The organism is Qipengyuania sp. JC766 (genome assembly GCF_040717445.1).
GTDB lineage: Bacteria > Pseudomonadota > Alphaproteobacteria > Sphingomonadales > Sphingomonadaceae > JC766.
This window is the reverse complement of record NZ_JBFEFL010000001.1, coordinates 2,043,062-2,061,993: the sequence shown is the minus strand read 5'-3', so window position 1 is coordinate 2,061,993 and position 18,932 is coordinate 2,043,062. Positions and strand designations below refer to the sequence as shown.

At 65.0% G+C, this 18,932-nt stretch carries 26 protein-coding genes and 1 tRNA gene; 15 read left to right on the top strand and 12 right to left on the bottom strand.

Going from position 1 to position 18,932, the window contains the following annotated elements:
• Nucleotides 1-10: 10 nt before the first annotated feature.
• Nucleotides 11-1,588, top strand: coding sequence for an L-aspartate oxidase (gene nadB / locus AB1K63_RS09945; protein WP_366960697.1), 1,578 nt, complete (start codon nt 11-13; stop codon nt 1,586-1,588).
• A gap of 11 nt (nt 1,589-1,599) precedes the next feature.
• The gene (locus AB1K63_RS09940; protein WP_366959958.1) at nt 1,600-2,487 is read left to right on the top strand and encodes an alpha/beta fold hydrolase; all 888 of its coding nucleotides are present in this window, start codon (nt 1,600-1,602) and stop codon (nt 2,485-2,487) included.
• Here the strand turns inward: AB1K63_RS09940 and AB1K63_RS09935 are convergent.
• Entirely contained in the window at nt 2,484-2,726 is a 243-nt protein-coding gene (locus tag AB1K63_RS09935; RefSeq protein WP_366959957.1) for a GlsB/YeaQ/YmgE family stress response membrane protein, read from the bottom strand. The two genes, AB1K63_RS09940 and AB1K63_RS09935, sit on opposite strands and share 4 nt — an antisense overlap.
• Nucleotides 2,727-3,235: 509 nt before the next feature.
• Between AB1K63_RS09935 and AB1K63_RS09930 the strand changes: the two genes are divergently transcribed.
• Together AB1K63_RS09930 and AB1K63_RS09925 are read left to right on the top strand one after the other, a co-directional pair.
• Nucleotides 3,236-5,269, top strand: coding sequence for a ribonucleoside-diphosphate reductase subunit alpha (locus AB1K63_RS09930; RefSeq protein ID WP_366959956.1), 2,034 nt, complete (start codon nt 3,236-3,238; stop codon nt 5,267-5,269).
• Nucleotides 5,270-5,281: 12 nt separating this feature from the next.
• Nucleotides 5,282-5,719 carry a hypothetical protein gene (locus tag AB1K63_RS09925; RefSeq protein WP_366959955.1) on the top strand — a complete coding sequence of 146 codons (438 nt, stop codon included), beginning with the start codon at nt 5,282-5,284 and terminating at the stop codon, nt 5,717-5,719.
• A gap of 121 nt (nt 5,720-5,840) precedes the next feature.
• Here AB1K63_RS09925 and AB1K63_RS09920 read toward each other — a convergent pair whose 3' ends face one another.
• The gene (locus AB1K63_RS09920) at nt 5,841-6,080 is read right to left on the bottom strand and encodes a DUF2171 domain-containing protein (RefSeq protein WP_366959953.1); all 240 of its coding nucleotides are present in this window, start codon (nt 6,078-6,080) and stop codon (nt 5,841-5,843) included.
• A 123-nt stretch (nt 6,081-6,203) separates the two neighbouring features.
• Nucleotides 6,204-6,506 (bottom strand): hypothetical protein, encoded by a 303-nt coding sequence (locus AB1K63_RS09915; protein WP_366959952.1) that lies wholly within the window; start codon nt 6,504-6,506, stop codon nt 6,204-6,206.
• 268 nt (nt 6,507-6,774) lie between these two features.
• On the opposite strand from AB1K63_RS09915, the gene AB1K63_RS09910 reads away from it, so the two are divergent.
• The gene (locus AB1K63_RS09910; protein WP_366959951.1) at nt 6,775-7,842 is read left to right on the top strand and encodes a ribonucleotide-diphosphate reductase subunit beta; all 1,068 of its coding nucleotides are present in this window, start codon (nt 6,775-6,777) and stop codon (nt 7,840-7,842) included.
• 30 nt (nt 7,843-7,872) lie between these two features.
• On the opposite strand, the gene AB1K63_RS09905 is transcribed toward AB1K63_RS09910, so the two are convergent.
• From AB1K63_RS09905 to AB1K63_RS09895, 3 genes are all read right to left on the bottom strand, one after another.
• The gene (locus AB1K63_RS09905) at nt 7,873-8,001 is read right to left on the bottom strand and encodes an SEC-C metal-binding domain-containing protein (protein ID WP_366960695.1); all 129 of its coding nucleotides are present in this window, start codon (nt 7,999-8,001) and stop codon (nt 7,873-7,875) included.
• Between the two features lie 197 nt (nt 8,002-8,198).
• Nucleotides 8,199-8,756: a thermonuclease family protein gene (locus AB1K63_RS09900; RefSeq protein WP_366959950.1), complete on the bottom strand. Its 558-nt coding sequence runs from the start codon at nt 8,754-8,756 to the stop codon at nt 8,199-8,201.
• Between the two features lie 214 nt (nt 8,757-8,970).
• Entirely contained in the window at nt 8,971-9,330 is a 360-nt protein-coding gene (locus AB1K63_RS09895) for an endonuclease domain-containing protein (protein ID WP_366959949.1), read from the bottom strand.
• A 249-nt stretch (nt 9,331-9,579) separates the two neighbouring features.
• Between AB1K63_RS09895 and AB1K63_RS09890 the strand changes: the two genes are divergently transcribed.
• Genes AB1K63_RS09890 through AB1K63_RS09880 form a run of 3 tightly spaced genes read left to right on the top strand, consistent with a single transcriptional unit; the run spans nt 9,580 to nt 11,090 of the window.
• Nucleotides 9,580-10,056: an excalibur calcium-binding domain-containing protein gene (locus AB1K63_RS09890; RefSeq protein ID WP_366959948.1), complete on the top strand. Its 477-nt coding sequence runs from the start codon at nt 9,580-9,582 to the stop codon at nt 10,054-10,056.
• 24 nt (nt 10,057-10,080) lie between these two features.
• Entirely contained in the window at nt 10,081-10,785 is a 705-nt protein-coding gene (locus AB1K63_RS09885; RefSeq protein WP_366959947.1) for a hypothetical protein, read from the top strand.
• Nucleotides 10,786-10,802: 17 nt separating this feature from the next.
• Complete coding sequence (locus AB1K63_RS09880) at nt 10,803-11,090, top strand: DUF1294 domain-containing protein (RefSeq protein WP_366959946.1); 288 nt, start codon at nt 10,803-10,805, stop codon at nt 11,088-11,090.
• Nucleotides 11,091-11,136: 46 nt separating this feature from the next.
• Here the strand turns inward: AB1K63_RS09880 and AB1K63_RS09875 are convergent, their stop codons facing one another.
• A complete protein-coding gene (locus AB1K63_RS09875) occupies nt 11,137-11,292 on the bottom strand; it encodes a hypothetical protein (RefSeq protein WP_366959945.1) in 156 nt (51 codons plus the stop codon).
• 152 nt (nt 11,293-11,444) lie between these two features.
• On the opposite strand from AB1K63_RS09875, the gene AB1K63_RS09870 reads away from it, so the two are divergent.
• Nucleotides 11,445-11,903 (top strand): hypothetical protein, encoded by a 459-nt coding sequence (locus AB1K63_RS09870; protein WP_366959944.1) that lies wholly within the window; start codon nt 11,445-11,447, stop codon nt 11,901-11,903.
• A gap of 42 nt (nt 11,904-11,945) precedes the next feature.
• Here the strand turns inward: AB1K63_RS09870 and AB1K63_RS09865 are convergent, their stop codons facing one another.
• The 3 genes from AB1K63_RS09865 to AB1K63_RS09855 are packed head-to-tail and all read right to left on the bottom strand — an operon-like array spanning nt 11,946 to nt 13,326.
• Entirely contained in the window at nt 11,946-12,593 is a 648-nt protein-coding gene (locus AB1K63_RS09865; protein ID WP_366959942.1) for a hypothetical protein, read from the bottom strand.
• A 1-nt stretch (nt 12,594) separates the two neighbouring features.
• Nucleotides 12,595-12,906: a hypothetical protein gene (locus AB1K63_RS09860; RefSeq protein ID WP_366959941.1), complete on the bottom strand. Its 312-nt coding sequence runs from the start codon at nt 12,904-12,906 to the stop codon at nt 12,595-12,597.
• A 33-nt stretch (nt 12,907-12,939) separates the two neighbouring features.
• Nucleotides 12,940-13,326: a DUF4870 domain-containing protein gene (locus AB1K63_RS09855; RefSeq protein ID WP_366959940.1), complete on the bottom strand. Its 387-nt coding sequence runs from the start codon at nt 13,324-13,326 to the stop codon at nt 12,940-12,942.
• Nucleotides 13,327-13,449: 123 nt separating this feature from the next.
• Here AB1K63_RS09855 and argB point away from each other — a divergent pair, with 123 nt between their 5' ends.
• From argB to AB1K63_RS09830, 5 genes are all read left to right on the top strand, one after another.
• Entirely contained in the window at nt 13,450-14,349 is a 900-nt protein-coding gene (gene argB / locus AB1K63_RS09850; protein WP_366959939.1) for an acetylglutamate kinase, read from the top strand.
• 83 nt (nt 14,350-14,432) lie between these two features.
• Nucleotides 14,433-14,714: a YggT family protein gene (locus AB1K63_RS09845; protein ID WP_366959938.1), complete on the top strand. Its 282-nt coding sequence runs from the start codon at nt 14,433-14,435 to the stop codon at nt 14,712-14,714.
• Nucleotides 14,711-15,604, top strand: coding sequence for a bifunctional methylenetetrahydrofolate dehydrogenase/methenyltetrahydrofolate cyclohydrolase FolD (folD, locus tag AB1K63_RS09840; RefSeq protein ID WP_366959936.1), 894 nt, complete (start codon nt 14,711-14,713; stop codon nt 15,602-15,604). Before AB1K63_RS09845 ends, folD begins: the two co-directional genes overlap by 4 nt.
• Nucleotides 15,605-15,656: 52 nt before the next feature.
• The gene (locus tag AB1K63_RS09835; RefSeq protein WP_366959935.1) at nt 15,657-16,418 is read left to right on the top strand and encodes a hypothetical protein; all 762 of its coding nucleotides are present in this window, start codon (nt 15,657-15,659) and stop codon (nt 16,416-16,418) included.
• 7 nt (nt 16,419-16,425) lie between these two features.
• Nucleotides 16,426-17,049 (top strand): MarC family protein, encoded by a 624-nt coding sequence (locus AB1K63_RS09830; RefSeq protein WP_366959934.1) that lies wholly within the window; start codon nt 16,426-16,428, stop codon nt 17,047-17,049.
• Between the two features lie 6 nt (nt 17,050-17,055).
• Here AB1K63_RS09830 and AB1K63_RS09825 read toward each other — a convergent pair whose 3' ends face one another.
• Entirely contained in the window at nt 17,056-17,667 is a 612-nt protein-coding gene (locus AB1K63_RS09825) for an LON peptidase substrate-binding domain-containing protein (RefSeq protein WP_366959933.1), read from the bottom strand.
• 3 nt (nt 17,668-17,670) lie between these two features.
• Complete coding sequence (locus AB1K63_RS09820; RefSeq protein WP_366960693.1) at nt 17,671-18,582, bottom strand: tetratricopeptide repeat protein; 912 nt, start codon at nt 18,580-18,582, stop codon at nt 17,671-17,673.
• A 194-nt stretch (nt 18,583-18,776) separates the two neighbouring features.
• Between AB1K63_RS09820 and AB1K63_RS09815 the strand changes: the two genes are divergently transcribed.
• Nucleotides 18,777-18,851: transfer RNA gene (locus AB1K63_RS09815), tRNA-Gly, on the top strand.
• The last annotated feature ends 81 nt before the right edge of the window (nt 18,852-18,932 follow it).

Here is an 18,932-nt window from a genome sequence, read left to right as displayed (position 1 = left end):
GACCCTGTCTATGTCCCACGACGTACTGGTGATCGGGTCCGGCGCGGCCGGACTGACGGCCGCACTGGCGCTGGCGGAGCACCGGCGCGTGCTGGTGCTGGCGAAGGGATCGCTCACCGGCGGGTCCACTGCTTGGGCGCAAGGCGGGATCGCCGCCGTGCTGGATGCAGGCGACACGTTCGAGAACCACGTGCGCGACACGATGATCGCGGGCGCCGGGCTCAACGACCGGGAGACGGTCGAATTTGTGATCGAGCGGGCTCCCGACTCCATCGATCGGCTCTCTAAGCTCGGCGTCCCGTTCAACCGGGAGGCGGGCGACCTGCATCTCACGCGCGAGGGCGGGCACAGTCATCGCCGCATCGTGCATGTCAACGATGCGACCGGCTGGGCGGTGCAGGAAGCGTTGCTGAACGCCGCCAAGGCCAACCCCAACATCACCCTGCTGCCCGGGCGCAGCTGCATCGACCTGATTACCGGGCGCCATGGCCGGACCTATTCGGGCGACGGTCACGTCTGGGGCGCCTATGCGCTCGACGAGGAAACCGGCCGGGTGGAAGCCCATGTCGCGCGCGCCACCGTTCTGGCGGCAGGCGGGGCAGGCCGCGTCTACCAGTTCAGCACGGCCCCGCGCGGCGCGACCGGCGACGGCATCGCCATGGCATGGCGGGCGGGTGCGCGGGTCTCCAACATGGAGATGATGCAGTTCCACCCGACCTGCCTCTACAATTTGGACGTCAAGAACTTCCTCATCACGGAGGCTGTGCGCGGGGAAGGCGGGCGGCTGATCAACCCGCGCACCGGCAAGCGGTTCATGGAATTCTACGATCCGGAGCGAATGGAACTCGCCCCGCGCGATGTCGTCGCCCGCGCGATCGATGCGGAGATCAAGCGTTTCGGTCTCGACTGCGTCCATCTCGACATCAGTCACCAGCCCCCCGAATTCGTGCGCGAGCATTTCCCCACGATCGACGAGAAGCTGTCCGGCCTGGGGATCGACATGACCACCCAGCCGATCCCGGTCGTCCCGGCGCAGCATTACACTTGCGGCGGCGTGATCGTCGGTCTCGATGCGCGCACCGACCTGCCGGGCCTGTGGGCGGCGGGCGAATGCACCGAAAGCGGCCTGCACGGCGCGAACCGGCTGGCATCGAACAGCCTGCTCGAATGCTTCGTCTTCGGCGAGGCGGCTGCGAACGACATCCTCGACGGCTGGGACGACCTGCCCGAGCCGCCCGCGATCCGCGAATGGGACGAAAGCCGCGTGACCGATTCGGACGAGGAAGTCGTCATCAAGCAGAACTGGACGGAAATCCGCCGTTTCATGTGGAACTATGTCGGCATTGTGCGCACCACCAAGCGGCTGGAGCGGGCCGCCAACCGCATCCGGCTGCTGAAGGCGGAGGTCGAGGATTACTACGGCAGCTTCCGCGTCACGACCGACCTGATCGAATTGCGCAACCTGTTGCAGGCGGCGGACCTCATCGTGCAGAGCGCCCTGCGCCGGCACGAGAGCCGCGGACTGCATTACACGCTCGACCATCCCGCGACCGATCCGGTCGCGAAGGATACCGTGCTCGTCCCCTGAAGGAGACTGCGATGCCCCGGACCACCGCCAACGATATCGAGCTGGAATACGAGGAATACGGCGATCCCGCCGATCCGGCGATGCTGCTCATCATGGGCTTCGGGGCGCAGCTGACGCTGTGGCCGATGGCGCTGGTCGATGCGCTGGTTGCGCACGGCTTCCGGGTCATCCGATACGACAATCGCGATGTCGGCCTCAGCCAGAAGTTCACCGGCCACAGGCCGCCGTCACCCGTGAAGCAGGTCCTCCTCGGAAAGATCGGCCTGCGGCCCAAGGTGCCATACACCATGGCGGACATGGCCGCGGACGGGGTGGGCCTGCTGGATGCGCTGGGGATCGAGCGGGCGCATATCGTGGGCGGCAGCATGGGCGGCATGATCGCGCAGCACATCGCGGCAAAATATCCCGGTCGATGCCTTTCGCTCACCTCGATCTTCTCGACCACCGGCAATCCGAAGCTGCCCGCGGCGCGCAAGGAAGCGCTCGATGCGCTGACCAAGCGGCCGGACAGCACCGAAGAAGACGTGCTGGTCGCGCATGGCATGATGCTGGCGCGCACCATCGGCAGCCCCGGCTACCCGGCAGAGGAGGACGAACTGCGCGATCGGGTGACGGCCAATGTGCGTCGCAGCGTCTATGCCGAGGGACCGACCCGGCACCTGGCGGCGGTGCTGCATGACGGGGACCGGAGCGCCATGCTGCGCGATATCACCGTGCCCACGCTGGTCCTGCACGGAGAGGCCGATCCGCTGGTACCGGTGGAAGGCGGGCACGACACGGCCGCCATCATTCCCGGCGCGAAGCTGAAGACAATCCCGGGCTGGGGGCACGACCTGCCCGAGCCCCTGACGCACGAGATAGCCGATGCCATCGCGGCCCATGCGAAGGGCGCTGCCTAGCCCGCCAGGATCAGCCGGCCGATGAAGATCAGCGCCATCGCGCCCAATATGCTGGCAAGGCATCCGGCCCGGTGGAAACCTTGGTGGCCGCGGCTGGAGAAGAGCCCCGCGAGCAGCGATCCGCCCACGCCGAGCAGGATCGTTTCCAGCCAGTTCATGTCGATTTCGCCCGGATAGAACCACCGGGCCAGCCCGCCCACGATCAGGCCTGCAATGAGCGCGCCGATAAAGTTCAACATGGATCTTGTCCCCCTCTTCCCGTTGCGTCGGCGGCGCCGACCGGACGGAAATTGCGCCGCTGCGACAGCCTGATTCAACGATTGATTCAAATGATTCAATCACCAAATTTTTCTTCACAGTTTCATTTTGTCTCTTGCGCGTTCGTCGACTCAAGCTCGCTCCGCGCGTCGCGGTGTATCAGGGTATTAGACCACCCCTGTGCACAGGCTCCGCCGGATGGTTTCCGTTGCATTTACCCCTTGCGTGCGAGTCCGCTCTGATTCATCATCTAGGGGTTGGTCGAGGTCGAACACCACAAGACCTAGCTGCCCCACTCGCCCGACGGCGATGCCGCGACGGGAAAGGGGCCGCAGGTGTGGACAGGGCTGTGGGCGCAACGGGGGACCGGCGGGGGAGCGATTTCGCATCGGTGCCAGGACGTTTTCGGCTAGGACGGGACACGACCCGCGAGTCGAACGAATGTGGAACACCCGGGTGTGCGCACCCGTTGGTCTGGATGGGGCATGCAATGGATTTCAAGGCTGGAGACGACGCAGCGATGGATGTGGAAACGCCGGATACCGATGTAACCGAACGACCCGCGCGCACCACCGCCGGATCGCAGGACAAGGCTGCCGTGAGCATGGAAAAGACAGACGAAGGCACCGATGCGCTGACCACCGCGACCGCATCCGCCATGGCGGAAGTGGCGAAGGCGGCCGTTGCGGCCAAGCCGGACAGCAAGACCGTGCTGCCGCGCCGCTTCACGATCACGACCGATCCCTCGCGTGACGACAAGCTGACTGATTTCGGCAAGGAAACGCTGCGCGACCGATACCTGCTGCCGAAGGAAACTTACCAGGACCTGTTCGCGCGCGTCGCCGATTCCTACGCCGACGATGCGGAGCATGCGCAGCGCCTGTACGATTACATTTCCCGGCTCTGGTTCATGCCCGCGACGCCGGTGCTGTCCAATGGCGGCACCACGCGCGGCTTGCCGATCAGCTGCTATCTCAACAGTGTCGAGGACAGCCTGGAAGGCATTGTCGGCACCTGGAACGAGAACGTCTGGCTGGCTTCCAAGGGCGGCGGCATCGGCACCTACTGGGGCAATGTGCGCGGCATCGGCGAACCGGTCGGCCTCAACGGCAAGACCAGCGGCATCATCCCCTTCGTACGCGTGATGGACAGCCTGACGCTGGCGATCAGCCAGGGCAGCTTGCGCCGCGGATCGGCCGCCTGCTACATCGACGTCAGCCATCCGGAAATCGAGGAATTCCTCGAAATCCGCAAACCGTCGGGCGATTTCAATCGCAAGGCGCTGAACCTGCACCACGGCGTGCTGCTGACCGACGAATTCATGGAAGCGGTGCGCGCGGGCGAGAAGTTCGAGCTCAAGAGCCCGCGCGACGGCAGCGTGCGCGGCGAAGTGGACGCGCGCAGCCTGTTCCAGAAGCTGGTCGAAACGCGCCTTGCCACGGGCGAGCCCTACATCGTGTTTTCCGACACGGTGAACCGCATGATGCCCAAGCATCATCGCGACCTGGGCCTGAAGGTTTCCACCTCCAACCTGTGTTCCGAAATCACCCTGCCGACGGGCATCGACCACCTCGGCAACGATCGCACGGCCGTGTGCTGCCTGTCCTCGCTCAACCTGGAAACCTGGGACGAGTGGAACACGGACAAGCAGTTCATCGAGGACATCATGCGCTTCCTCGACAACGTGCTGCAGGACTATATCGACCGTGCCCCGGACGAGATGGCGCGCGCCAAGTATTCCGCTGCGCGCGAACGCAGCGTGGGGCTGGGCGTGATGGGCTTCCACTCCTTCCTGCAGGCCAAGAACCTGCCGCTGGAAGGCACGATGGCCAAGGTGTGGAACCTGAAAATGTTCAAGCACATCGCGGCCAAGGCGGAAGAGGCGAGCATGGTGCTGGCGCAGGAGCGCGGGCCGTGCCCGGATGCGGAGGAAATGGGCGCGATGGAGCGCTTCTCCTGCAAGACCGCGATCGCGCCGACGGCCAGCATCAGCATCATCTGCGGCGGCACCAGCGCCTGCATCGAACCGATCCCGGCCAACATCTACACCCACAAGACGTTGTCGGGCAGCTTCGTGGTCAAGAACCGCTATCTGGAAAAGGTGCTGGCGAAGAAGTCCAAGGACAGCACCAATGTCTGGAACTCCATCCTGGAGAAGGGGGGGTCGGTCCAGCACCTCGACTTCCTGACGCCGGAGGAAAAGGCGGTCTTCAAGACCAGCTTCGAGATCGACCAGCGCTACCTGCTCGAATTCGCGGCCGACCGCGCGCCCTTCATCGACCAGGCGCAGTCGCTCAACCTCTTCATCCCGGCCGACGTCGACAAGTGGGACCTGATGATGCTCCACTTCCAGGCGTGGGAGAAGAACATCAAGTCGCTCTACTACCTGCGCTCGAAATCGGTGCAGCGGGCAGGCTTTGCCGGCGGCGTGGAAGCCGACAACACGGCCGAGGCGACCAAGATCGAACTGAGCGCCGCTGCCGGCGAGCAGACCGATTACGAGGAATGCCTGAGCTGCCAGTAGAGGAAATAAAGAATGGTTGGTATGATCATCGAAGATGGTTGCTATGTGATCGCTGATGGTGCGAAAATCACGGGCAATCGGGGTGGTGGTGTCATCCTCAAGAATTCATTTGCCTCTTTCAATCGCGCCACGATCAAAGATAATGAAGATTTTGGTGTTAAAGCATCTAATTCGAAATTGTTTCTCTCAGATGCTGTTGTAGATAATAATGATCACTATTCGGTGAATCCGGAAGCTCGAAGTCGTATTCGAGAGGAGTTTGAGACTGCTCTCAACGCCTCGAACCTTTCCGTGTCCGATAAAAACGCCTGCCTCAAGATGATTGAGGCGATCTCTCAGGGCGGCTCAAAAACAAAAAATAGGTCCGCTTACGTGGACCTTATAAATCTCGCAGGATCATCATCCTCCGTCGCGTCTCTAGCAATTCAGATCTTTGGAGGAATTTTCTAAGCTAGGACGATCCTCTCCAGAAATTTAGGATTTCACACAAGAGAACCCGGCAGCGCCATGTGGCAGTGCCGGGTTCCTCTTTGCTCCCGTCCATGGACCGGAGCGAATTTCGTGTGTCGCCTTACGAAGCGCTGGCCTTGTTGCCGAGCCCTTCCGGGATGCGCGCGCCCTGCTTGAGGACGACGCGGTTTTCGTCGATCTTCTCGACATCGCTCATGGCGATGAAGTGGTGCATATCGTCCATGCTGTCCGACTTCGTCAGCTTGATGTTGTCGCCATCGACCTCGTCGACGGTCCCGACATGCTGGCCGCTGGCATCGGCGATTTCCATGTGTTCCTTGATGCGGATCTTCTCGAACATAGTCTGTCTTTCTGCCCGGAAGGCCGGGCGTTTTCCTGATTGGTTATGTCTTTCCAACGGCCGAGCGGGGCGGCCCGTTCCACGGCTCGGCGCTCGCCAGCCACGGATCGGACCACCGGCCCGTCAGCCCTGCGACTGGCCTTGGCTTTGGGAGCCGCCGCTGGTTCGCCGGGCCATGTCGTCCTCGCGCGCGCCGTCCGCAGTTTCTCCGCTGCCATAGCCGGCCTGCTCGCCCGGCGCCTCGCCGGCGGGTCCGGGCGTGCGCTCGCCGTCCACGCCCGCGGTGCGGCGGCGTTCCTCTTCCTGCCGTTCCTGGCTGCGCTCGCGCGTTTCGCCTTCGCGAGGGCCGGTACGCTCGGGCTCGCCCGGGGCGCTCGTGTCGCTCTGGGTCACGTTGCGGCTGTCGTTCGGTTCGTACTCACCCATGGGGGCTCTCCTTTTTCGCGTGTCGGAAAAGGAACGGCGGCGGCGCGCGCCCTGTTCCCGCCATTCGTCCCGCCCGTACAGGAAACGGTCCACCGCTTATCCCCGCCGAATCGATTGTGCTTGCCTTCGAATTGGCAGCGTGATTCACTATATGGGATGTTCGCGCCGGGGGGCTCGCCATACCAGATGTCGATGGTCCCCGGTGCCCGGAACCACTAGGTCTTGCAAAAGGCCGTCACGCCAGACATGCCAGCCGGAGTCGTACACGATGCCCCTTCTCGAAGCCCGCAAGACCTACAAGCCCTTCGAATATCCGTGGGCCTACGACTTCTGGAAACGCCAGCAGCAGATCCACTGGATGCCCGAGGAAGTGCCGCTGGGCGAGGATTGCCGCGACTGGGCGCAGAACCTCACCGATCACGAGCGCAACCTGCTGACGCAGATATTCCGCTTCTTCACGCAGGCCGACGTGGAAGTGCAGGACTGCTATCACGAGAAATACGGCCGGGTGTTCAAGCCGACCGAGATCAAGATGATGCTGGCCGCCTTCTCCAACATGGAAACGGTCCACATCGCGGCCTATTCGCACCTGCTCGACACGATCGGCATGCCGGAAAGCGAATACGGCATGTTCCTCGAATACGAGGAGATGAAGGACAAGCACGACTACCTTCAGGAATTCGGCGTCGACAATGACGAGGACATCGCCCGCACGCTGGCCATGTTCGGCGGCTTCACCGAAGGGCTGCAGCTGTTCGCCAGCTTCGCCATGCTGATGAACTTCCCGCGCTTCAACAAGATGAAGGGCATGGGCCAGATCGTCAGCTGGTCGGTGCGCGACGAATCGCTGCATTGCGAAGGCATCATCCGCCTGTTCCACGCCTTCACCAAGGAACGCGATTGCCTGACCAAGGCGGTCAAGGAAGACATCCTCGACATGTGCCAGAAGACGGTGCGGCTCGAAGATGCCTTCATCGACCTCGCTTTCGAGGACGGCCCGGTCCCCGGCATGACGGCGAAGGAAATCAAGAAGTATATCCGCTACATCGCGGACTGGCGCCTGCAGCAGCTGGGCCTGCCGGCGATCTACATGATCGACGATCACCCGCTGCCCTGGCTCGCCCCGCTGCTGAACGGGGTGGAACACGCCAACTTCTTCGAAACCCGCGCCACCGAATATTCCAAGGGCGCGACGCGCGGCAACTGGCAGGACGTCTGGAGCACCTTCGACAAGCGCAAGGGCGCAGGCCAGGCCGCCAACGAGGAAGACGGCGCCCAGGACGACGGCCCGGGCCTGTTCGGCGACGCCGCATCGGAGAGCGTCGCGGCGGAGTGAGAGTCTGAACGCGTGAGAGATAGCGCGACGCTATCTCTCACCGCCAATAGTCCCGCCGCTCGGCGCCGTCGAAACCGGCCCGATTTCATGCAGCATCGCTTGAAATCTCTTCCCCGAACCGCACGGGCACGGATCTTCGCGCCCGAGTTTCTCGAGCAGTTCGATCTGTCCGCCCTTGATGGTCCGGCGACCGCGCTTAACGCGCGTTTCGCTCGGGAAGCCCTTACGCCGCTTCGAGGTCCGCTCGAAAGGACGGGAGCGCGTCGTGATCGTGATACTGGGTCATGGTCGCCTCCTGCGGTTGTGGAAACGCGCCGATAGAGATCGCTCCGGGTTCGGGCAAGGCCCAGCGAGCCTCAACACCACGCCACCTCCCCCGCACCCCATTGTCCTGCCAACCCCTCGGCCACCAGCGTATCGCCCAGGCTGCGCCCGTCGCGTGTGACCACGCGCAAGTCGCGGCCGTAGCGGTCGGTTGCGCTGCCGTCCGGGTTGGGTTCGAGCGTGAAGGGGCCTTCGTTGAGGAGGTCCACCAGGCGCCGCGTCGCCAGGTCGCCCATCATCGCCTCGTGCGGGCAACCGGGGCGGGAGACTTCCGGCGTGTCGATATCGGCGATGCGGATCTTGGTACCGCGATACCAGATGGTGTCGCCGTCAACCACGCAGGTCACCCGCGCCCCGCCGGTGCAGATGCCGAACAGCGCCTGCTCCGCATCGCGCGAGGCCGCGCCCGCGGCGGATGCGCCGGCTCTCTGGCCCGATCCCGCCTGCGATTGCGGAATGCCGCCGCCGATCGTCGGCGCCAGCAGGATCGCGAAGAACACCGCCAGCGGCGCCGCCACCAGCGCGAACGGAAACCAGCCCGACCGCCGCGGCGGGGGCCTGACAGGCCAGATCTGACGCAGCTTCGCCATCCCCGCCCGATGCACCCGGCCCGGTCAATTTTTCGCTAATCGGGGATTGAGAAGTGGGGTGTTTTTCATCAGGCGTTGCGAGCCCACCCCTAACCCCTCCCGCAGGCGGGAGGGGGACTCATTGCGCTTCTTCCACTCAGCTCCCGCTTGTTAGTGGGGGATTCGTAAAGCCCTTTCTTCTCCCCTCCCGCTTGCGGGAGGGGCCGGGGGTGGGTCAGTCTACAGATTGCAGGCGGGCAACCTCCGCCCGGATCGCCATGACCACGCCCTCCACGTTCCCCAGCACCTGGGCATTGGTAAAGCGCAGCACAGCGTAACCTTCCGCGCGCATCCATCCGTCGCGGCGCGCGTCCCGGTCCGGTTCGCGGTCATGGCTGATGCCGTCGCATTCCACCACCAGCCGGAGCGACCGGCACAGGAAATCGGCATGATACGGGCCGACGGGCATCTGGCGGCTGAACTTCGCGCCGGTCTGGCCACGGGCGAGGTGTTGCCACAGCAGCCGTTCCGCCGGGGTGGCGGCGTTTCGCAGTGCACGGGCACGGGTTGTGTCGCGTGGTTTCCATGCGGGCATACGCTGGTCTTGCCCACCCCCAACCCCTCCCGCAAGCGGGAGGGGAGAACAGATAGGTGCAGTGCGCGGTGAGGACTCCCGCAGTCCCTCACATGGCGCTCATGACCGGACCGGGGCCAGGCCAAGGCTACGGCAGGGAGATTCACCGTGTCGCGCGCACTGCCCTGCCGGATTAGGACCGATCGCGCGGGCGATCAATCGCCCGTCGCGGCGGGGAGAGGCCGTAATGGGGAGGCGCCCGGAAACCGGTTGGAAACCCTGTTGCGCTACACGGTGGCGATGCAGTTCCGTCTTCGACCGGCCAAGCCGCTCACTTTCCTGGCCGCGCTGTCCCTCGCGGGATGCGATGCGGCCTCGCAATCACTGGCCGATGGCGGCGATCCGTTGGCCGGGGGCGATAGCGCGCCTGCCGGCGGCAATAGCTGGGTGAAGGACTTCGATCCGGAAGAGGCGCAGCGCGATGCGGAGGCGCGGCCCGGCGCCGGAAGCGATGCCGCGCACCAGGCCGGACCGATCGACACGACCATGCCGCGCGACGTGCCCGTCAGCAATGCCCGCCCCGCACCCCGTCCGGGCAGGGCGGCGGCAGCGAGCAACGTCTACTATTCCGGTTGCAAGGCCGTGCGCGCCGCCGGCCGCGCGCCGCTCTACAGCCACCAGCCCGGCTACCGTCCCGAAATGGATGGCGACGGCGACGGCATCGCCTGCGAACCCCGGCGGCGATAAGCATAACTCCAACGGAGCCATCGCATGAGAAGTCTCGTCATTGTCGCACTCGTCGCCTGTGTGGCGCTTGCCGGTTGTTCGGACCAGTTCCCCAAGGTGGTCGACGGGTCGCCCGCGCGCCTGATGGACGAGCTAGCGGATCTCGATATTCGCGAATTGCCGGGAGAACCGGGCAGCACGGCGGACGCGGCGGGCGGGGTGATGCCCGTATTCCGCACGAAGCGCGGCGCGGACCGGATCGAATGGATCGTGACCAGCAATTCGCAGGTCGCCATGACCATGACCGCGATGTTCGAACCGGTCGACGGCGGTAAACGCACGCGCATCACGCCGTACATCGAACGCGGCCCGGCTCCCGATAGCCAGGTGTCTCCGGCCTTTACCGATAGCGGAGTGACCATGGGGCTGTTCCAGATGGCGCTGCAAAGGGAACTCGACGAGATGATCGCCGGCGGCTGGGGCCCGGAATGCGAAGATTTGCGCGACCGCCTCCTGTACGGCGAACCGGGCGACGAGATGGCGGCGACCAATGTCGGACCGGGCGCGATCGTCGCCGTGAACAAGCTGCACAAGGACCTGATGGCCGCGGGCTGCAACCCCGATATGGCGCCCGGTACCGGCGGTGAATTCCGCGAAGTCAGCAGCGAAATGTCCGATGGATCGGGCTGGGCGGACGATCCCGCCGCTTCGGACCCCGACGCCGATGGCGGTTGGGGCGCTGGCAGCTAGGCGATCGGACCCGCTTCATGCTCGAATTCGCGCTGGCGATGCTCGCGCTCTACCTGGCGGTCATCAACCTCATCGCCTTCTCGATGTTCGGGTTCGACAAGATGCGCGCCGTCGCCGGTGCCTCGCGCACGCCGGAGGTAGAACTGCTGTCGGTGGCCGCGCTCGGCGGCACGGCGGGTGCCTATGCCGGACGCGCCCTGTTCCGCCACAAGACGCGCAAGCAGCCCTTTTCGGGCAGGCTCCACACCATCGCCATCCTACAGGTCGCCGCGGCGGCCGGATTGCTGGTGTTCCTCGCGCCGTGAGGGCGCGGCGGTGGCGCCCGTGTCCCGCGGCGATTACGGGAATCGATCAGTCGTCGGGGTCTTCCACGCTGCGGCGTTCGTGCTTGCGGCGTTCCGGGCCGGTATAGGGCTTGGTGTCCTTGCGCCGGTCTTCCCCCCGGCGATCTTCCGCATCCCGCATTTCTCCGGGGTCACCGCCCGGCATTTCGTTTTCCGACGCCATTCGAAATCTCCCCCGATCCAGTAACTTCCGATCCCCGCTCCCGCACGTCATAGGGATTATTCAGGTAGGAAAAGTAAATGAAACGGGAGCGGAAGAACAGCCGCAAAAAAATAGGTTTTCCTACACGGGATTTTTCTGCTCCATCCTGTGCGATGAAGCTCTATTACCCTCCATCGCCCGGCGGTCGGCGCGCGATGCGCCGGCTGCCCTGTTTCCATCCCGTGCCGGTAAAGGCGCGCGCCGATGGCTGGACGCACCAGCGGCAGGCGGCCTTCATCGGTTACCTGGCGCAGACGGGCTGCGTGGCCACGGCGGCGCGGCTGGTCTGCATGGGGCGGGAAAGCGCCTATCGCCTCAGGCGGAGGCCGGGCGCGGCCGGGTTCGCGGCGGCGTGGGACGCGGCGCTGGGAAAGTCACATGCGGGTGTGGACCTGACTTCCGCAAAGGCCACGGGGCTGCCCGCCTCCTATCGCTTCGCGCATGGCTTGCTGAAGGTGGTGATGGAGCGCGGGCGGCTGGTCAAAATCCAGCGAAAACAGGACGATAACGCCCTGCTCCAGCATCTGGGCCAGTGCGACAGGGCGCGAACGGGCGGTGCCGCGACCGGCTAAGGTCACGGCTTTCGAACCCGGTTCGGCGGTCCATGTCGCGCGCTATTCGTGCCCCCAGGCGGGCGGCGGCGGCGGGACCGGGTCGCCCGCGTCGAATTCGAGCCGAAACAGGCGCGTGGGATCGTTGCGGCGGGTCAGCTGGTAGGCGAAGCGGGGCCGCGCATCGTCTGCCCGGTCGACTTCCATCCGCCAGACATTGGTGGTGGACACGTCCAGCCCCTCGCGCTCGAACAGGGCGATCGAGAACGCGTCGACCGGGAAGTCCTGGATCCGCGCGGTCCCGGCGGAAAGGGTGTCTCCGCCATACTGCGTCACGTCGTCCTCCGACCCGTCCTCCTGCCGGTGGTCGTGTTTCAGCCGCAGCCCTTCGCCGGTGCGCGTGACCACCCAGGTGCGGCTTCGGTTCCAGCCGCCGGGCGCGTCGTCGTCTTCCACATGCAGTGCGATGGAAATCCGGTCCGGCTCGCAATCGGCCCAGTGCGCGATCATCGCCTGCCCCTGCCAGTCGGCATCGCGCGCATCCCCGCTCGCCAGTTCGCCGGCATAGGCGTTGCCGCAATGGCTCTCCAGTGCGGACCAGAACCGCTCCTGCGTGACCGGCAGTGCCGGCGTGTCGGGAAACGAGGCACACCCCGCCAGCGCAAGCGTGGCGAGGACCAGCACGGCAACACGAGTGAAGGTGGGGGGCATGTCAGACCTTCTCGGCGATCAGGAACTCGGGATCCTGCACCAACTGCATGAACTCGCCCATGATGCCCTGCACCGTCTCGCCCGCCATGTCTTCGGACGTGAAACCGTCCATGTCGGGTATGTCGAACAGCTCCACGTAGGACACGCTCGGCTCGCCCTCACCGATCAGCCGGCCGGTGACGCGATAGGTCTCGAAGCTTTCGATCCGGCTGATGCCGCGCATCGTCGGCTGGTCGGCATCCTTCACCCATTGCTCGAATTGCTCGCGCGTTACCCCGTCGGCCAGCTGGTACTTGATAAACAGTTGGGCCATGAACGAAACTCCCCTTGGTCGATGGTGCGAACCCTAGAAACCAAGCGTCTGCGGATCGGGTATCGGCTCGCGCCGCTGCGCCTTCAGCATGGCGAGCACGGTGCGAATGATGGTCCACACCGCCACGGCCATGAGCACCAGCACGCCGATCAGGACCATCGTCAGGATGAAGCCGATCACCATGCCCACCAGACCGAGCCAGAAGGTGCGGATGTGATAGGTGTAGTGCGAGGTCATCCATGGATCGTGCGGTTCGTTCTTCCACACATAGGCGAGGACGACGCCGATGATACCGGTGATCCCGACGAGGAAACTGGACAGGTAGAGAAGGCTGATGACCGTCGGATAGTTGAGGTCGAAACTGCCCTGCGTCGGTGGCGGTGGCGTTCCGGGCGTACCGTCGCGGTCGAACTCTGACATCCTCGTCTCCTCCTTGAACCCCCGGCAGGGATAGACCAGCCGCAAGGCGAAAGGAAGCGCGGCCTTTCCTACCTTCCCCGTGCCCGCTACAGGCGCGGCGACAACAACGCGGCGGCAGGCGAGATGACGGATACGGACAGGGACGCGATGATCGGCAAGGCGGAAACGCTGATCGAGGCGCTGCCCTATTTCCAGCGCTACGCCGGCCGCACCTTCGTGGTGAAATATGGTGGCCACGCGATGGGCGACGAGCGCGCGGCGCGCGATTTCGCCGAGGACATCGTGCTGCTGAAGGCGGTCGGCATCAACCCGGTGGTGGTCCATGGCGGCGGACCGCAGATCGGTGCCATGCTGCAGAAGCTGGGCGTGGAGACGAAGTTCGTGGACGGCCTTCGCGTGACCGATGCGGCCACGGCCGAGATCGCGGAGATGGTCCTGTCGGGCGCGATCAACAAGCAACTGGTCGGCTGGATCGCCAATGCCGGCGGCAAGGCGATCGGCCTGTCAGGCAAGGATGGCGGCCTGGTGACGGCGGCAAAGCTTGAAAGGACCGTGCGCGATCCGGACAGCCTCATCGAACAGGTAGTCGATCTCGGTTTCGTCGGGCGTCCGTCGCGCGTCGATCCCGGGGTCCTGCTGACGTCCATCGCCGCCGGCATGATTCCGGTGGTGGCGCCGATCGGTGCCGGGGAGGACGGCCACACCTACAACATCAATGCCGACACGATGGCAGGTGCGGTCGCCGCGGCGCTGGGCGCGGCGCGGCTGTTCTTGCTGACCGACGTCGAAGGCGTGCTGGATGGTGAGAAGAACCTGATCACCGACCTCACGCCGGAACGCATTGCCGGCCTGCGCGAGGACGGCGTCATTTCCGGCGGTATGATCCCGAAGCTGGAAACCTGCGTCGAAGCAGTAGAGGCGGGGTGCGAGGCGGCCGTCGTCCTCGATGGGCGCGTGCCGCATGCCATGCTGCTCGAATTCTTCACCGCTCGCGGGGCAGGCACGCTGATCCGCAAGGGGTGATCGCCAGCGTATTAGAAAGTTGATACACCGCGCGTCGCATCATAGATGAACCCTGCACACTCGAACCGAAAGCAAGCCCACCCATGATTGCCCTCGTCCAGATCCTCGCCATGCTCGCCCAGGCGCTGAGCATGATCATCATCGTCTGGTTCGTCATCGGACTGCTGTTCGCCTTCAATGTCGTGGGTCGGGACAACATGTTCCTGATGCAGGTCTACACTTCGATCGAATCGCTGCTCTCGCCGCTGCTCAACCCGATCCGCAGGATCATGCCGGACACGGGCGCGATCGACTTTTCGCCGATGATCCTGCTGCTCGGGATCAACGCGCTCATCATCATCCTGCAGAACCTCGCCTACGCATGAGTGCCGAGCGGATCGACGGAAAGGCGTTCGCCGCCCGGCTGCGCGAGCGCGTGGGCGCGCTCGCGGCGGAGTTCGAGACGCAGGCGGGGCGCAAAGCCGGACTGGCCGTCGTGCTCGTCGGGGAAGACCCGGCAAGCGACGTCTATGTGCGCAGCAAGAACAAGGCGACGCTTGCCGCCAACATGGAAAGCTTCGAGCACCGCCTGCCTGCCGATACGAGCGAAGCGGACCTGCTCGCGCTGGTCGAACGGCTGAACGCAGACGAGGCCGTTGACGGGATACTGGTCCAGCTGCCGCTGCCCGGTCACCTGGACGAGCAGGCCATTATCGAAGCGATCGCGCCCGATAAGGACGTCGACGGTTTCCACGTCATCAATGCCGGCAAGCTGTCGGTCGGGCGCAGCGGTTTCGTCCCGTGCACGCCTCTGGGCTGCATGATGCTGCTGGCGGATCGGCTGGGCGACCTGTCGGGCCTGGAAGCGGTTGTGATCGGCCGGTCGAATATCGTGGGCAAGCCGATGGCGCAGCTGCTGCTCGATGCCAACGCAACTGTCACCATCGCACACAGCCGCACGAAGAACCTGCCGGACGTGGTGCGCCGGGCGGATATCGTCGTCGCCGCCGTCGGTCGGCCGGAAATGGTCCGCGCCGACTGGTTGAAGGACGGGGCGACGGTGATCGATGTCGGGATCAACCGTCTGGCCCCGGAAACGGGCGCGGACAAAGGCCGGTTGGTCGGCGATGTCGCGTTCGAGGAAGCGAGCGCGCGCGCCGGTGCCATCACGCCCGTCCCGGGCGGTGTCGGTCCAATGACCATCGCGGTCCTGTTGCGCAACACGCTGGTCGCAGCGCATCGCAATGCGGGGCTCGAGGTTCCGGAAGGCCTCTGAGAATTCGATCCGGCAGGGGTTCGACAATGCCGGCGGCGCGGGTAAGGAAGCGATGATGAAACAGGCCGCTCTCGCCCTTCTCGCTCTTGCCTTCCTGTCGGCCTGCACAAGTTCGGCGGCGGTGCGCGAATACGAGCGACGCGTGGACCGGGTCCTGCAAAGCGCGCCCGGCAAGGCGCAGCCGAGCAAGATCGTGGCGCGCGAGATCGCCTTTGCCCGCACCGCGCGCGAGGACGGCCAGTGGACCGCCTATCGTGAATTCGCCGGTTCGGCAGCCCGAATCCATCTCGCCGACGGTGTGGTCGAGGCGGGATCATGGCTGTCCGGTCGCCCCGACCCCGCCGAGGCGATCCAGTGGAACCCGCGCCTCGTCTGGATGAGCTGCGACGCGCGCAATGCCGTCAGCCGCGGACGCTATGTCGACGGGGAGGGCCGCGTCGGTACCTATGTCACGGTCTGGGAATCGGACGACGGCGAGGATTACGAGTGGGTCTACAACACCATGGCACTCGATGATCCGCAGCCGGCTCCGGCGCAGCAGGCCGAAGAAGGCCTGATCCTGGTGACCGCGCCCGAACTGGTGTCGGGCCGGGTGACCGATTGTCCCGGTTCGGCCAATCCGCTGCCGGAACAGCCGGACGGCATAGTCCCGGCGCCTGCAAGCACGGGAAGCGGCCGGTCGGCCGACGGTGCCCTGACATGGCGCTGGATGCAGTACGACAGCGGCGAACGGGCGATCGCCGTCGATGCGGTGACGGGGGGCGCGTGGGAGCGCGTGATCGACCAGCGCTGGCCCACCGGCTCCCCGCGATAGTCCGGCCATGATCGAACTCTTCATCTCGGCCTTCGTAACCCTGTTCGTGGTCATCGACCCGCCCGGCTGCGCTCCGATTTATGCGGGCCTGACCAAGGGCGCGACCTCCGCGCAGCGCCGCATTATGGCGATCCGCGCGGCCGTGATCGCCGCGATCATCCTGCTGGTCTTCGCGCTCTTCGGGGAAGCCCTGCTGGGCGCCCTGCATATCGAGCTCGACAGTTTCCGCATCGCAGGCGGCATCATGCTGTTTTGGATCGCTTTGGAAATGGTGTTCGAGAAACGCACCCAGCGGCGCGAGGACCGGGCGGAGAAGATCGCTGCCGATCCCGAAATCGAGGACGTTTCCGTCTTCCCGATGGCCATGCCGATGCTGGCCGGGCCGGGCGCGATCGCCGCGATCATGCTGCTGATGAACACGGCCCAGGGGCTGGACCAGTCGCTGGTGGTGCTGGGAGCGCTCGCCTTGGTCCTGTTGCTGACCATGCTGGCCCTGATTGCCGCGGGACCGCTGATGCGCATGCTCGGCACGCGGGTCGAGGCGGTCATCACGCGTCTGCTGGGTGTCCTGCTGGCCGCGCTGGCGGCCCAATACGTGATCGACGGGCTGCGCGGGGCCTTCGGGATCTAGCGCCGGCTACTGCAGCGTCACGATCTCGGTGTCGCCGTCGCGCCGGGAATAGAACTGCATCAGCTGGACCAGCAATTCGCACCTTGCGTTGATGTCGCGCGCTTCCAGCAGCGCCTGCTTGGCTGCCGGATCGAACGGCGCGATCTGGGAGACACCGTCGATCAGCGAGACGTCGTCGAGCCGCGCGACCGAGTCCCAGTCAACGCTGTAGCCCTGCAGATCCGCAAACCGCCGCGCTTCCTGTTCGAAACCCGCCCGCTCCACACTGGAAAGTGCCTCTTCCTCAGGCTCGTCCAGCAATTCGGCTTCGACCTGGCGGAAGGGTGTCGTGACTTCCAGCTCCCTCAGTATCCGGAAGCGGTTCTCCCCTTCGAGGACCAGGTTGTAACGCCCATCCTCCATCGCCTCGACCTGTTCGATCCGCCCGACGCAGCCGATCTCGTACAGCGGTGCGCCTTCCTCCTGCCGCTTGGGCTGGATCATCGCGATCCGCCGGTCCCGGGCCAGCGCGTCGCTCGCAAGCGCGCGATAGCGCGGCTCGAACAGGTGCAGCGGCAGTTGCAACCCGGGAAACAGGATCGCGCCGGTCAGGGGGAAGATGGAAAGACGGGTCGGCATCGCTCAGCCGAACAGGATCTTCGAAAGGCGCCGCCGCGTCTGGACGACCCAGGGATCCTCGAGCCCGACGGCTTCGAAAATCTGCAGCAGCTTGGCGCGCGCCGCGCCCTCGTTCCATTCCCGGTCGCTTTCGACCATGGATAGCAGCGTATCGGCCGCGTCGTCGCGCTGGCCGGCGGCAAAGGCGGCTTCCGCAAACGCATATTGTGCTTCCATGTCCGCCGGCCGTTCGGCCGCCGCGGCGCGCAGCGCATCCAGCTCGCCCTGATCCACTTGGGTGCCGGCCAGTTCGATCGCGCTGCCCGCCTGTTGTACCAGTGGATCGGACGCGACATCCTGCGGCAGTGCGGCCAGATGCGCCTTCGCCTCGTCAACGCGGTTCATGGCGACCAGCGCGCGCAACAGCCCGGCATGGGCGGCGGCATGATCCGGCTTCATTTCGACGACTTGCGACAGGATCCCTGCGGCCCGCTCGGCATCGCCTTCTGCCAGCACCTGCTCGGCCATTTCCACGAACTGGGAGACATCCTGCCCGGCCTGCTCGTCGGAACCCGCGCCCCCTTCGACGGGCACCTGTGCCAGGATCTGGTCCAGCGTCTGCTTCAGCTGGCTCTCGGAGCGCGCGTTGGTGAGGTCGGCCACTGGCTGTCCCTGGAACATGGCGTAGACGGTCGGGATCGATTTCACCTGGAACTGGCTCGCGATGAACTGCTCCTCGTCGACATTGACCTTCTTCAGGACAACGCCCTTGTCGGCATATTCGGCCGCGACCTTTTCCAGCACCGGCGTCAGCGCCTTGCACGGACCGCACCATTCGGCCCAGAAATCGAGGATCACCAGTTTCGACATGGACGGTTCGACCACGTCCTTGCGGAACCGGTCGACGGCCTTCTGTTCCTCGATATTCAATCCCATGCTGGCCAAGGGGTGCTCCTGTTAGTCTGCTGTTAGAGTCTGCCTGCCATGTGGGTATTACGGGCGGAAGTGAAAGGCCACAGGACGAGACGTTCCGCGGCCACGAATTTTCCCTTGCGGCATCTGCGCACCGTCGCTAGATGCCCGCTTCCCCACCGGAAGACGCATATGCGGATCCGGTTCGGCGCCAGTGAGCGGGCGTAGCTCAGGGGTAGAGCACAACCTTGCCAAGGTTGGGGTCGGGCGTTCGAATCGCCTCGCCCGCTCCATTTTTCCGACAGGTCATCTCCCGATGCGGCGTTCACGCCGTCCCGCACGATGCCGTGCGCCGCGTCTGCGCAAACGGGCAG